The following is a 13,780-nucleotide window of genomic DNA, read 5'->3' as shown; positions in this document are numbered from 1 at the left end:
ATAGAAAGAGTGATTGTTATGGAATGGGAACTGCTCCCGCTCCCTTTATTTTTGATGATCAGTATTTTACTGAATAGTGTGATTGCGGTCGCCGGTGTCCTCCCTAGTGCTTTTTTGACAGCCGTCAATGTGAGTGTCCTCGGTCTCGTGCCGGGCATCCTCGTATCGATTGTCGGGGAGGCAGTTGGCGCCGTCGTGAGTTTCATCCTTTATCGGAAAGCCCTACACCGTTATGTTTCTCCGAATGGTAGCCGATTCCAACGGCTTCGGGAGTCCGAAGGAGCCGAGGCTTGGTTTCTCGTCCTCGGGATGCGTCTTATGCCATTCGTTCCTTCTGGTCTCGTCACGTTATCGGCGGCGTTCAGTCGCATGACGCTCGCCTCGTTCGCAGTAGCAAGTACGATTGGAAAGATTCCTGCCTTGATTATGGAAGGACTGGCGGTGACGGCAGCGATGCAGTTAACGATTGGATGGCAATTGTTTTTAGTTGGTGTCGTCGCCATGACGTATCTTGTTTGGCGAATGCGTCAAAGGAGTGGCGAGAAAATGTGACAAAACGCTTCGACGAAACGTTTGCCGGTCGTCTTTTTCCGCAACATGGTCCAATCGATTAAAATGGATTCTTCAAAGTCCTTCAGGAATGCCTCGTGCAGTTCTTGAATGGATGTAGTATCGAATTGGGCAATCATCATCTCGTGGTTTAGAAACATACTACGAAAATCGAAGTTGGCTGACCCGACGAGGGCAACTTTGCCATCAATCAGTAGTGTTTTCGCATGGATAAAATGGCGATTGTATTTATAAATTTTGATATTGCGCTTCAACAATTGTTCAAAATAATACTCGGTCGCATGGAAGCTAAACCATTCGTCTCCTTTGCCCGGTACAACGATTCGGACATCGATGCCACTACGACCTGCGACTTCAAGAATGGCCAATAGTTCAGGTGGGGGGACAAGGTATGGGGTGGTGAGCCAAATCGATTCTTTGGCATCCATCAACAGACGCATGAGTCCATCGCGAATCGTGACGTCTTTACCAGGCGATGTGACGAGTAGTTGTGTCGCACCGTTTTGCCCTTTCGGTTCATTCACAAAGTACTGAGAGAGGTGCTCTTCATCTGCGAACAAATCCCATGTTTCATCACTCGTCCCTTGTCCTGCGTATAGCCAGTTCTCGACAAAGAGCTGTTGCAATTCTCGGACGAGCGGACCTTCAAGACGGAGATGGGTGTCACGCCAAAAACCGAGTTTATCATTCTTCCCAAGATATTCATCCCCGACATTCAACCCGCCTGTTAGCGCGATTCGCCCATCCACGACAATCAGTTTTTGATGATTGCGGAAGTTGGCGTTAAACACCAGGTACGGATGCAAAACGGGGTCGAACGCCTGAACGTGGACACGGGACTCCCGTAACGGTTGGATAAACTCTTCCCCGATTTCTTGGCTACCGAGTCCGTCATACAGAAAGCGGACAATGACATTTTCATTCGATTTTTGAATGAGGGCGTCTCTAACTTTTAACGAAATGTCATCCGTCCGAAAGAGGTAGTATTGGATGTGGATATGATCGGTTGCACTGTTGATGGCGTCTAATAATGCATCAAATTTCTGTTCACCGTTGACGAGCAGTTTAGTCGAAGTATGACCATCGGCACCGGATGCGCCTAATTTTTCGAGTGTCCGTGTCAACGGGTAAGACGACACAATATCAGGTGAAGTTTCAATTTTCTCGCTTTCGATTGCTTGCCGTAGCATCCGGATCTCTGATGACGTTCGTTTGAAGCGTCGATGACGGCGTGGCGTACGGCCAAACATGACCCATGCCAAGACACCGATGAATGGAATGAAGAAGACGGTCAGTAACCAGGCGAGCTTCCCTTGAGGTTGTACTTGGTCAAATAGAATTTGCCATCCGACGACGAGCGGTGCGATGATGGCGATTCCAATTAATATAGGAATAAGGACGTCGAGCCAGAACAAGAGACCGATAAGCAAGATGACACTGATCACCATGATGATCAGTTGAATTACGCGACGTTTCAAAGGAAACACCACCTTTCTATATTTCGATGAACGATGAAAACGAGGGGGAATTCCCCCTCGTTTTTTAGTACACGCTGTTCAAAACAGCATTGATTTCATCCGCATAGCGAACGAAGAAGTACACATTCACTGCGAGAGAGAACAAGACGAGGAAGAGACCAAACTGTGCTTTGACCCGATTCCGATTCCAATAGTAGAAGACGGACAAGAGCACTGCCAGTCCTACGAATAGAGCGATGACTTCAACGATTCCCCAGACGATATCCTTGGACAAAAACATGTCGACGATTGTCATGACGACATAAATGAAGACGACAATCCCCATAATCACGACTAAAATAGCTAAAATGATGCTAATCCAATCCGAACTAACTGCGTCAATTAGGTTTTCAATGGCCATTTCATATTCGCTCACAACCGTTCCTCCTTTCGAGAGAGTGCATAACTATTCATCTCTTACCCTTTTTTCAATATCTAAAATCAAGCTTTCGCTGGTGAATGGATGAACGATGGAAGTGGAATTTTTGAAACGATTGCAACGACTGCGAATACATAGAGCCAACTATTCGGAGGGAAAAAGAGAACGAGTAGTACGATAATAGCCAGCGGTTGTCGCATCGCCGTCGCCAGTAAGGCGCTCGTCGTCAAGACGACGGAAAATGTCATATCGATGTCAAACAGTAAACTGAAGAAGTAACCGAGCGTGAATGAAGAAAAAAGAAGAGGATAGATGTGCCCACCACGCCAACCAGTCGCTAAACAGAATGCGGTAAAAAGCAGTTTCAGTACACTAAATAAGAGAAGGGTATAGAGAGGAATCAGTCGCCACTCGTCGATATACTCAAGAATAGTTTCTTCTCCGGAGAAGAGGAGGTCCGGATAAAGAAGAGCCATGATCCCGATTCCGACTCCACCGAGCGTTGTAAGCAATAAGATTGGTATGTTTGAAAAAAGTCGCATCAATGCATGTTCACTCACCAAATAAAGCCAGCCGAGAACCATGCCGCCAAGAACAATCAATAACATCGTCCAATCGATCTGGACACTTTCAATCGCAGGGAACTTAATGATGAACGGGGGACGCTCATCCAATTGGTTCAATAAATAAAACGTCCCAATCCCGGCGAGTGTCGCCAGAAGGTTTAGCATCGGTTGTTTCTTCTGCTCGTTCTCCTCAGCCGCAATCGCACCAAATAGTGGCGCGTTGAAGACAATCCCGAGCACGACGGCATGACCGACTTCTTGTAATTCACCTAACTCTTGACGAACATAGCGGATTCGCTCGGAGAACCATGTCGTGAGTCCGCCGACGATGCCGACGAGCGCGGCCTCAGGACCGAGGCTTGCACCTCCGATGAGAACGAGGAGGGCGGTCAACGTTGTGAATCCAATCAAGCGATAGTCGATACGACCGGTATCTTTTCGTTCTTCCATCACTTCTGGCATGAGACGAGGCATTTGCCCATACCGACGTTGCAACAGACCGATGCTTACACCAGCGATGACCGGTACGAGAAACAGATAAAACGGAATATCAAATTGCTCAGGTACCGTATGCCATACAACGTGAATCCCTTTATAAACGACGGACAAGAAAAGCCAACTTACTAAACCGATGATGATTCCTAGTACGATTGCATAGCCACTGACAATCCATGATTTCATCTACATATCCACCTCTTTCGCTCCCGTCAACCTTCTATAATATGCTATCTCCTGAACATCTCTGAACGAAACCTAAAAGTAGATGAAACAATAAGGAAGTGATCATAAGGGACCGGTAAATGAAAAAACACAGGATGACGACGAAGTCGATTCCTGTGCTTTTGAAAGTGATGACTTATGCGATTTCAATCTTGTATTGATTGGCAGGGGCCGGTTTTCCGAAGAAATATCCTTGCGCTAAATCGAATCCGAGCTCACGACAGACATCTGCCTCTTCCATACGTTCTACTCCTTCAGCAAGAAGGGTGATGCCCATCGAATGGGTTAACGCACGCACTTGTTTGAGGAAAGCGCGTTTTTCAGCGTCTTCATCACAAAACGAGATATAGGAACGGTCAATTTTGACATAGTCCGGTTCGAGCCGCTTCAACATATCGATTGTCGAGAAGCCTGCCCCGACATCGTCTAATGCTACTTTCATCCCTCGCTTTTTATATGTCGAAAACACGTGTTGGAGATGATCCACGTCATGTACCTTCTCCGTCTCCACGACTTCAAAGATAAAGCGGTCCGGGCTGAGGTCATATCGGTCAATGATGTCAAACGTGTGCTGGAGACAATAGTCCGGGTTATAAATGGTCGAAGGTAAGAAGTTGATGAACGTCTTTTGCTGAGGAGCAACGGCTTCAAACGTTGCTTTGATTGCTTCCGCGCGGGCACGTTGATCGAGTTTCGAATGGAGACCGAAACGGTTTGCCGTCCGGAATAGGTCACCAGGTGAAATGTTGGCGCTACTGCGGAGGAGCGCTTCATATCCGAACGTTTCCGTTGAATCGAGGAAGATGATCGGTTGGAGGTGACTCTCGAACGTGCCGTGCTGAATCTGTTCAATGATGTGCCGATGCGCAAGCTGATCTTTTAGTGCTTCGACCTCGAGCGGAGGCGTCTGACTTTTCGAGTTATAATCGACACAGTAAACCGTTCCTTCCGCATGCAGAAGGAGCGTATCGAGTTCTTCAAACGTTTTGTAAGAGTATTCCTTGAATTGCGTGACGAGTGTTCCTTGAGCAATCAAAGGAATTGTTGTGTTACAAGAAGCACAGGGTGACCACATACTATTCCACCTTTCGATTCAGAATTGGTTCAATCAGTATATCGGCAACGTCTCACAAAAAACTCACATTCAAGACCGATTCCGCAAAAAAATCGTGCAAAATGGGTACAGGTTTTGTATACTTCCTATCGTATGATTAAGAAGCGCCTCAAAACGCCACTCGCATACGAACAACTTTTTGAACAGAAAGGGGTTCTATCGATGGACCAAAAATTAAAGTTATGGTTTACGGAGCACCAAACAGAAGATTACGGGATTACGTTCCGTGTAAACCACGTTTATGAGAGCGAACAAACGGAGTTTCAACGACTAGAGATGGTCGAAACGGACGAGTTCGGAACGATGTTGTTACTTGACGGGATGGTCATGACGACGGATAAGGACGAATTCGTCTATCACGAGATGGTCGCACACGTCCCACTCTTTACACACCCGAATCCGAAGCATGTGCTCGTAGTCGGTGGGGGAGATGGCGGTGTCATCCGTGAAATTATGAAACACCCATCAGTAGAAAAAGCAGTTCTCGTGGATATCGACGGGAAAGTCATTGAATATTCGAAGAAATACTTACCAAATATTGCGGGTGAGCTCGATAACCCGCGTGTTGAAGTCATCGTCGGTGACGGATTCATGCATATCGCGAAGTCAGAAAACGAGTACGACGTCATCATGGTCGACTCGACTGAACCGGTCGGACCAGCAGCCAACCTCTTCACAAAAGGTTTCTATGCAGGGATTTCAAAAGCGCTCAAAGAGGATGGCATCTTTGTGGCTCAAACGGATAACCCATGGTTCACACCAGAACTCATCCAAACGGTTCAACGTGACGTGAAGGAAATCTTCCCAATCACGAAGTTGTACACAGCAAACGTACCAACGTACCCGAGTGGCATGTGGACGTTCACGATCGGTTCGAAGAAATACGACCCGGAACAAGTATCAGCTGAGCGGTTCCATGACATCGAAACGAAGTACTATACGCCGAAGCTTCACAATGCAGCGTTCGTTCTTCCGAAATTCGTGGAGGACTTAACAAAATGATTAAGCGTTTCGATGAAGCCTACTCAGGTAAAGTGTTTATCGCCAGCCTCCCAGAGGTGACAGAGGCGAAGACGGTTCTTTACGGGATGCCGATGGACTGGACAGTCAGCTTCCGTCCAGGCTCGCGTTTCGGTCCGAACCGGATTCGTGAAGTATCGATTGGACTCGAGGAATATAGCCCGTATTTAGACGGTGACTTGGCTGATGCCGCGGTGTACGATGCAGGAGATATCCCGCTTCCATTCGGGAACGCACCGAAGTCGCTCGATATGATCGAGGCGTTCGTCAAAGATGTCGTCAAAGCAGGCAAGTTCCCACTCGGCATGGGCGGTGAGCACCTTGTCACATGGCCGATCATCAAAGCGATGCACGACGTTTACGGCAACGACTTTGTCATCCTCCACTTGGATGCGCATACGGACCTTCGAGATGAGTATGAAGGCGAGCCGCTCTCACACTCGACTCCGCTCAAAAAAGCGGCAAACTTGATTGGACCATCGAACTGCTATTCGTTCGGAATCCGTTCAGGGATGAAAGAAGAGTTTGAGTGGGCTCGTGAAGTCGGCTACAACATGCATCAATTTGAAGTGATCGAACCACTCAAACGCGTCTTACCGACACTCGCTGGCAAAAAAGTATACGTCACGATCGACATCGACGTCCTCGACCCGTCAGCGGCACCAGGGACAGGGACGCAAGAAATCGGTGGCATCTCAACGAAAGAATTGCTCGAAGCGGTACATGCCATTGCAAACGCAGACCTCGACATCATCGGTGCAGACCTTGTCGAAGTGTCACCGGCATACGATCAGTCAGATATGACTGCCATCGCAGCAGCTAAGATTCTTCGTGAGATGATGATTGGATTCGTGAAGTAAATGCGGAAAAAGGGTCAGCTGGAAATGGAACTGAGCGCTCGGATTACCCAATGGGAGAAAGAATATTTGGGTCGCGGGTCATTGACGTGTAAGGCAGACCTGCTTCGAGATCTCGCCATCGTCACACTCCAAGGCGTGTTGACGCCGGCCGAGTATGATTTGGCTACCAAGTCTTCAGGTCGCGAGCAATTGAAGAAATATCGCAACAATCTCGTCGAATCAGGGCGGAGTCAACTCGAAACGATTGTCGGACAAGTACTCGGTCGTTCGATTGTCTCGCTCCATACGGACATCAGTACGAAAACAGGGGAGCGTCTCATCGTGTTTCGTCTAGATGCCCCTTGGGATCAAACCGATTGACAATGAAACGCCACCTTCTTAAAATGAAAGGCAGAGACGTATAGAGAATCGACTGGACGAGTCAAGATGAAGCGTGCTTTCGAAATCTTGTTACGGAGCTACTGACCAATTCAATAAACCGACAGTTGTCGGCCTGACGGAGCGATTATTCGAGCCGTCGGCATACAGCGCACGCCTTCTTTAGGTGTGCGCTTTTTTGTCGCCAAGGAGGAAGATGTATGGAATTGTTTTTATTTTTATTGACGAGCGCCCCGGTACTACTGTTTGTGACGGGCGTTATCGCCGCAGTCGGAAAATCAAACTTAAAGATCCCGGATTCATTGAGTACGACGCTCAATATTTACTTACTGCTTGCTATCGGACTGAAGGGAGGTATGGGACTCGCCTCGGTATCTTTTGAAGACATCGCATTACCGCTGACCGTGACGCTGTTGATTGGGATTTTGCTACCGCTTCTCGCATTCTATGTCGGAGGAATGTTCAAATTCTCATTCCCTGAGCGAATTGCCATGGCTGCGACGTTCGGCTCGGTGTCACTCGTCACCTATGTAGCAGCATCGACACAGCTCGAGCGTCTCGGGATTGCGTACGAGCCGTTCATGACAACACTAGTCGTCGTCCTTGAAATTCCCGGCCTGATTGTGGCGTTACTGCTGTATAATCAGACACACGTGATGGGAATCACGGCTACGTCAGGGAAGGCGAACTCTCTATCGGTGTTGCGGGAGAGTTTGTTCTCGAAAAGTATCCTCTTGATGTTTGCAGGTCTGATTGTTGGACTGGTGACACCAGACGCCACACCGCTCAAACCATTTTTCGTCGACTTGTTCCCGGGCGTTTTACTCTTATTCTTACTAGGTCTAGGAATGAAAGTCGGACAGCAGTTGAAAACGGTCCCGTCATATGGACTAAAATTTATGATGATGGGGATGGTGTTTCCGTTAGTCGGAGCACTTGTCGGCTTTATTGCAGCGGGGATTGCCAATTTATCTGACGGCGGAACAATCCTCTTGATGACACTCGCAGCGAGTGGGTCGTATATCGCCGCTCCCGCCATGTTACAAGCCTCGGTCCCAGAAGCGAAACCATCATTTTATTTGACCCTTTCGCTAGCTGTCACGTTCCCGTTCAACCTGTTAGTTGGAATCCCGCTATACATTGCGATCGTCACATGAAAAAAGCGTCGACTCGAAAAGAGTCGGCGCTTTTTGTATGAGTTCATCTGTATGGATTACTGTTTTACTTTTTGTTCCTCCATACATTTTAAAGCAGCCGTCCAGCTTCCGAATAAGGCATTGATTGTCGATGTACTTGGAACATTTCGACCTTCGGCCCATTTCCGGTAGTGGAGGATACTAAAATGTGGTAGCTCTGTTTTGGCTAACTGCAAGGCATCAATGACATCTTCCTCATCCCATTTACGTTTCGGAGGAGCGATATCCAAGACAAATAGCGCATAGCTCCATGATCCGTATTTGCGAGCGATCGTCGCTACCGTCGGATAGCCTTTTTCCTGTGCCCAAACGGCGTAATGTTGGGACGTGAGACGCTCTAACTTTTCGGAGGCTTCAATCAAGGCTTGAATGATCCGTTCTTCATTGTTCCGTACCGTTGTCGTTTGAAGCTTGGCTTCACGTAACGCATTCGACCACGAACCGAACCGGCTGCTGATCAGCGTCAAAGAAGGGGCTTGCGAGATTTTTGCCCAGGCACGATACGTTTGGCTCGTGAAGAGTTCAAGTTCTTCTGAGGCCTCAATCAGTGCGGTCAAAATATCTTCATCTGAATAATAACGATACAACATCTTAATCTCCGCCGCTTGAACGGCTTCCCGCCAAGAACCAAATTTGTAAATCACGGTCGATAGGGAGGGGACGTCTTTGTTTCGGGCCCATAGTGTGTACTGTTTTGTGTCAAATTCTTCAAGTTCATTCGCTGCTTGTCTTAGGCATGAGAGGATCTGTTGCTCTGTCCATCGTTTCATCGTGATGTCTCTCCTTTTCAGAAGCAAGTCGTGGCTTCAAAGGTCATGGTGTGGTTAAACAATGGTGGTCCTGAAGGAAAGCTAGAATATGTGTCCGGTGACGAGATATGAAAAGGGAGGAACCTGAATCGATTGACTACTTTGGGAGAATGCAACATTCGCAAAATCTCAAAGTGAAAATAATCCAAATGTCCTACCTTCTACTTCCCATAATACCCATATAAATTAAAAATATTCACAAAAGAAAGTAAAAACTCATTACACATTTGTTAAACCGTTTCATGACGAAATGTCATTCGTATCAAAAAGCTATTCTTTTCTTTTGGATTGTGAATCTTGAACGGGTACTTATCTAGCATCAACTCGAAGCTGATTGGGATGGAAGGTGGTGAAAGGATGAGTACTCCAACTGTTCGGTCTCCCATTGATCGAAAAAATGCGCTCTTGATGTTACTCGATATCACGATTGCAGGGCTCGCGATTTTCGTGACGTTTGACCTATTCTTTGCAAATGATCCGACGGTAACATCTGACCCGCTAGATTTGATCACGATCCTCGGATTGAAGACGCTCGTTCTTCTCATTTTAGGATGGGTGACTCGGGTATACCGAATCGACTGGCGATACGGATCGATGCGTGAATTGCAATTACTGGCGATTGTGTTGGTCATGAGTGACACGTTCGTCTTATTCGCATCATACGTATTATTGGATGGCTTTTCCTATCAAGCAATTTTTATTCAAAGCTTACTCGCATTTAACGGAATGTTATTTATCCGACTCGTCGCTAGGACACGATCGTTTTTCCGATTTCACGCACCGGTGTCGAATGGAAAAGCTACCTTGGTTATCGGTGGTGGGGAATCGGGTCAAAAAATCATTAAAGAACTGAAAGAGCATCGAACGAATGTGCTGCATGTGGTTGGGGTGTTGGATGATAATCCATTGCTTCACCGTCTCTACATTCACGGGACACCGGTCATCGGTTCAATCGATTTATTAGAACGCAAAATTGAAGAGCTGAATATCGAAGTGGTTGTGTTGGCCATTCCTTCTCTTCCATACGGAAATCGAGTACAACTTTTGAAACGAATTGAGAAGACAGGCGTCGAATCCCATGCACTGCCAATGCTTGCGGAACTCGCATCCGGAAAAGTCTCATTAAATGAGATTCGAGAAGTGGCCATCGAAGATTTGCTCGGCCGTGAACCGGTTCAGCTCGATGTTTCGGAGATTTCTCAAACGTTGAGTGGATTAACCATTTTCATCTCCGGTGCAGGAGGCTCGATTGGTTCAGAGCTTTGCCGTCAATTGATGAAATTCAATCCTGGCAAACTCATCCTGTTTGGACATGGCGAGAATAGCATATATGCAATCGATCGCGAACTCCGCTTACTCGGGTCTGATACAGAGATTTGTCCCGTCATCGGTGACGTCCAAGACCGGGCGCGGGTGATGGAAGTGTTTGATCAGTATCGACCGGACGTTGTCTATCATGCGGCAGCTCACAAGCACGTTCCGCTCATGGAAGACAATCCGAGAGAAGCAGTGAAAAACAATATTTACGGAACGAAGAATATGGTCGAAGCCGCCGATTTCTTTGAAGTGAAGCGGTTCGTCATGATCTCTACGGATAAGGCGGTCAATCCGACGAACGTGATGGGTGCCACGAAACGAGTAGCAGAAATGATTGTCCAACAGCAGGCTCGCCACAGCAAAACGACATTCTCGGTCGTTCGTTTCGGCAACGTCTTAGGAAGTCGTGGCTCCGTCGTTCCGCTCTTTAAAGAACAAATTCAACGGGGCGGACCCATTACGGTGACGCATCCAGAGATGACCCGATACTTTATGACCATCCCGGAAGCGAGTCGCCTCGTCATTCAAGCAAGCGTGCGCGCAAATGGGGGCGAAGTGTTCGTACTAGATATGGGGAATCCCGTCAAAATTGTGGACTTGGCGAAACGGATGATTACACTGAGCGGTTTCACCCTCGAACAAATCCCGATTCATTTCAGTGGCATTCGTCCTGGTGAGAAGCTGTTCGAAGAACTGCTCGCAACGAGCGAACATACGAATCAAGTATATGAAAAGATTTTCGTCGGTTGTACAAGACCCTTTAAATCGGTTGATCCGATTTTGAAAACGATTGAATATCTACTCGATCAATCGAATGGACTCACTTCTTTCTTGTTGTTTGTCGCAAACAACGAACTGCCAGAAGAAGTGATGGAAAGTATTTTTGCGCCACAAATCGAACCGGTACGCATGCGAGTCAACGAGTCAACGCAAAGGAGGAAGTCGTTATGAAAAAAACAGTTCTCGTGACCGGAGTGGCCGGGTTCATTGGTTTTCATCTAGCTCGACGGTTGCTAAAAGAAGGACATCATGTCATCGGGATCGATGTGGTCAATGATTATTACGATCCGAGATTAAAAGAATCAAGACTTCATGTGTTGACGCATCCTCGTTTCAAACTCTATCGTGATGCCCTCGAAAATAAGATGGCAATCACGCGTGTCTTCGAAAAAAACCAACCCCAAGTCGTGGTCAATTTGGCGGCTCAGGCCGGTGTGCGCTACAGTCTAGAAAATCCAGATGCTTATATTCAATCCAATATCGTTGGTTTCTTGAACATCTTGGAGGCTTGTCGCTTCTATCCAGTAGAGCAATTGATTTATGCCTCATCTAGCTCGGTTTACGGATCAAATCAGGCGATGCCATTTTCCGAACAACACCCGGTCGATCATCCGCTATCCTTGTATGCGGCTTCGAAGAAGGCGAATGAGTTGATGGCTCATACGTACAGCCATTTGTTCGGTCTAAAAACGACGGGGTTGCGATTCTTTAGCGTCTATGGGCCATGGGGGCGTCCCGATATGGCACTTTACAAATTTACGGAGGCGATTTTAAAAGGCGAACCAATCGATGTATACAACTATGGTGAGATGGAACGAGATTTCACATACATCGACGACATCATCGAGTCGATTGTCCGACTTATGGATATCGCACCGTTGGCAGATGAGGAGTTTGACTATGAACATCCTCTACCTGACCGGAGTGACGTTCCGTTTCGTGTCTATAACATTGGAAATCAGCAACCGGTATCCTTGATGGACTTTATTCGGACGATCGAAGAGCGAGTCGGGAAAAAGGCCATCCTCCGCTTGTTACCACTTCAGGCGGGAGATGTACCCGCGAGTTTTGCCGATTCCTCCTCTTTGTATGAATCGATTGACTTTCAACCACAGACGTCGATTCGCGATGGCGTAAACGCGTTTATCGACTGGTACATCGCCTATCATCAAGTGTTGAAGGAGGGCATCGAGTAATGGGGATTTTACAGGATCGGATTTATGCACACTCACCGATTCGCCTCCAAAATTGGCTGGTTTCCTTATATGGAATCAAGTTATATCGGGAGCGATACGGTCAGTATTATGAGCAGGAATTGGAGCGACTGAGACGTGCTCCAAATGAAGCGTCACCTGATGCAAAACTCAATCATTTGAATCAATTCCTACAGTTTTGTAATCAACACAACGTGTACTATCAGCGACTCTTCAAAAAACACGGGGTTACCTTACCCTTAAAGAGCTTAGAAGACTTTAAGCGGATTCCCCCTTTGGAGAAAGAGACGCTTCGAACGGATGAGACCATCTTTTCTAACCTTCATGCCCCGATCATCGGCATGACGGGCGGGACGACGGGTAAATCGATTCAGGTTCGTTTCACCGAATACGATTATCAAATGCGAATGGCGCATCTCGATTTTTTTAAAGAACAACATGGTTTTCGCCGTGGGATGAAGCGAGCTAGTTTTACAGGACGGATGATTTGTCCAGGTAATCAAAAGAATGCGGTGTATTGGCGGTATAATGCCCCGATGAAGCAAATGCTCTACTCGGTCGTGCATTCGAATCCGACGACGATTCCACACTACATCGATTCGTTGAACGAATTTCAACCGGCCGCACTCGACGGTTCACCTTCCGATATGATTGAAATCGCAAAATATTTGAAAACCCATCAAAAGACATTATCGTTCCGACCGGTGGCTTTATTTCCGACCTCGGAGACGCTCACACCATCCGGACGCTTGTTGTTAGAAGAGATGTTCCAAGCGCCGGTTTACGATCAATATGCTTCTTCGGAAGGGGCTCCTATCGTTACGGAGTGTGAGTGCGGGAAGATGCACTTACGCCCTGAGATGGGAATCATCGAGACGGATGCATTTGGAGAGGCGCTCGTCACCAGTTTCACGACGCACGGAACACCGCTGATTCGCTACCGCATTGGCGATCGGATGACCCTCAGTGAAGCGATGTGTCCATGTGGTCGACAGGACACCATTATCGAGTCAATCGATGGTCGTCAAATGAACTATGTTGAGACGCCGGAAGGCTATAAGGTGTTTGAAGGAGATTTGACCGCAGCGGTCGGCGTACTACCGAACTCTATTATTCAAATTCAAGTGTTGCAACACAAAATAGACGAAATTGAGATGCTGTACGTGAAGGATGAAGCACGATTTGAGCCTGAACATGAAATCGCGCTCCAAAAAGAAGTCGAGCGTCTGTTTACTTCACGAATGAAAGTTCTTTTACGAGATGTGAAAAGCATCAAGAAAGAAAAGAACGGAAAAGTCCGAGTCGTGAAACGACTCTACACTTAGCGAGAGGAGACTACA

The 13,780-nt window shown here is 47.3% G+C and carries 13 protein-coding genes; 8 read left to right on the top strand and 5 right to left on the bottom strand.

Annotated elements, in window-relative coordinates:
* Window positions 1–18 precede the first annotated feature (18 nt).
* The gene (locus tag ACFO4U_RS09370) at window positions 19–552 is read left to right on the top strand and encodes a TVP38/TMEM64 family protein (RefSeq protein ID WP_251131785.1); all 534 of its coding nucleotides are present in this window, start codon (window positions 19–21) and stop codon (window positions 550–552) included.
* Here ACFO4U_RS09370 and cls read toward each other — a convergent pair.
* The 4 genes from cls to ACFO4U_RS09350 all read right to left on the bottom strand — a co-directional run bounded on the left by cls (window position 528) and on the right by ACFO4U_RS09350 (window position 4,827).
* Window positions 528–2,057 carry a cardiolipin synthase gene (gene cls, locus ACFO4U_RS09365; RefSeq protein ID WP_260563897.1) on the bottom strand — a complete coding sequence of 510 codons (1,530 nt, stop codon included), beginning with the start codon at window positions 2,055–2,057 and terminating at the stop codon, window positions 528–530. The genes ACFO4U_RS09370 and cls overlap by 25 nt on opposite strands.
* A 55-nt stretch (window positions 2,058–2,112) precedes the next feature.
* Window positions 2,113–2,463, bottom strand: coding sequence for a hypothetical protein (locus tag ACFO4U_RS09360; RefSeq protein ID WP_074035622.1), 351 nt, complete (start codon window positions 2,461–2,463; stop codon window positions 2,113–2,115).
* Between the two features lie 65 nt (window positions 2,464–2,528).
* Entirely contained in the window at window positions 2,529–3,713 is a 1,185-nt protein-coding gene (locus ACFO4U_RS09355) for a chloride channel protein (protein ID WP_214690418.1), read from the bottom strand.
* Window positions 3,714–3,888: 175 nt separating this feature from the next.
* Window positions 3,889–4,827 carry an EAL domain-containing protein gene (locus ACFO4U_RS09350; RefSeq protein WP_215243618.1) on the bottom strand — a complete coding sequence of 313 codons (939 nt, stop codon included), beginning with the start codon at window positions 4,825–4,827 and terminating at the stop codon, window positions 3,889–3,891.
* Between the two features lie 201 nt (window positions 4,828–5,028).
* On the opposite strand from ACFO4U_RS09350, the gene speE reads away from it, so the two are divergent.
* From speE to ACFO4U_RS09330, 4 genes are all read left to right on the top strand, one after another.
* Entirely contained in the window at window positions 5,029–5,868 is an 840-nt protein-coding gene (gene speE, locus ACFO4U_RS09345; RefSeq protein WP_012727429.1) for a polyamine aminopropyltransferase, read from the top strand.
* Window positions 5,865–6,746, top strand: a complete 882-nt coding sequence (gene speB, locus ACFO4U_RS09340; RefSeq protein WP_012727428.1) for an agmatinase — start codon at window positions 5,865–5,867, stop codon at window positions 6,744–6,746. The genes speE and speB overlap by 4 nt, the downstream gene beginning before the upstream one ends.
* The gene (locus ACFO4U_RS09335; protein WP_031422162.1) at window positions 6,747–7,106 is read left to right on the top strand and encodes a Na-translocating system protein MpsC family protein; all 360 of its coding nucleotides are present in this window, start codon (window positions 6,747–6,749) and stop codon (window positions 7,104–7,106) included. It abuts the gene before it with no gap.
* Window positions 7,107–7,324: 218 nt separating this feature from the next.
* Entirely contained in the window at window positions 7,325–8,281 is a 957-nt protein-coding gene (locus ACFO4U_RS09330; RefSeq protein ID WP_159563011.1) for a sodium-dependent bicarbonate transport family permease, read from the top strand.
* A 56-nt stretch (window positions 8,282–8,337) separates the two neighbouring features.
* Here ACFO4U_RS09330 and ACFO4U_RS09325 read toward each other — a convergent pair whose 3' ends face one another.
* Window positions 8,338–9,090, bottom strand: coding sequence for a homing endonuclease associated repeat-containing protein (locus tag ACFO4U_RS09325; protein WP_012727425.1), 753 nt, complete (start codon window positions 9,088–9,090; stop codon window positions 8,338–8,340).
* Between the two features lie 396 nt (window positions 9,091–9,486).
* Between ACFO4U_RS09325 and ACFO4U_RS09320 the strand changes: the two genes are divergently transcribed.
* Genes ACFO4U_RS09320 through ACFO4U_RS09310 form a run of 3 tightly spaced genes read left to right on the top strand, consistent with a single transcriptional unit; the run spans window position 9,487 to window position 13,765 of the window.
* On the top strand, window positions 9,487–11,397 hold the full coding sequence (locus tag ACFO4U_RS09320) for a polysaccharide biosynthesis protein (protein WP_214690420.1): 1,911 nt from the start codon (window positions 9,487–9,489) through the stop codon (window positions 11,395–11,397).
* Window positions 11,394–12,422: an NAD-dependent epimerase gene (locus ACFO4U_RS09315; protein WP_031422166.1), complete on the top strand. Its 1,029-nt coding sequence runs from the start codon at window positions 11,394–11,396 to the stop codon at window positions 12,420–12,422. Before ACFO4U_RS09320 ends, ACFO4U_RS09315 begins: the two co-directional genes overlap by 4 nt.
* A complete protein-coding gene (locus ACFO4U_RS09310; RefSeq protein WP_196431293.1) occupies window positions 12,422–13,765 on the top strand; it encodes a phenylacetate--CoA ligase family protein in 1,344 nt (447 codons plus the stop codon). The genes ACFO4U_RS09315 and ACFO4U_RS09310 overlap by 1 nt, the downstream gene beginning before the upstream one ends.
* Window positions 13,766–13,780 lie beyond the last annotated feature (15 nt).

Source organism: Exiguobacterium profundum (assembly GCF_042652865.1).
GTDB classification, from domain to species: Bacteria; Bacillota; Bacilli; order Exiguobacteriales; family Exiguobacteriaceae; genus Exiguobacterium; species Exiguobacterium profundum.
The sequence above is the reverse complement of the archived record's forward strand: the minus strand, read 5'-3'. Positions and strand labels throughout refer to the sequence as shown.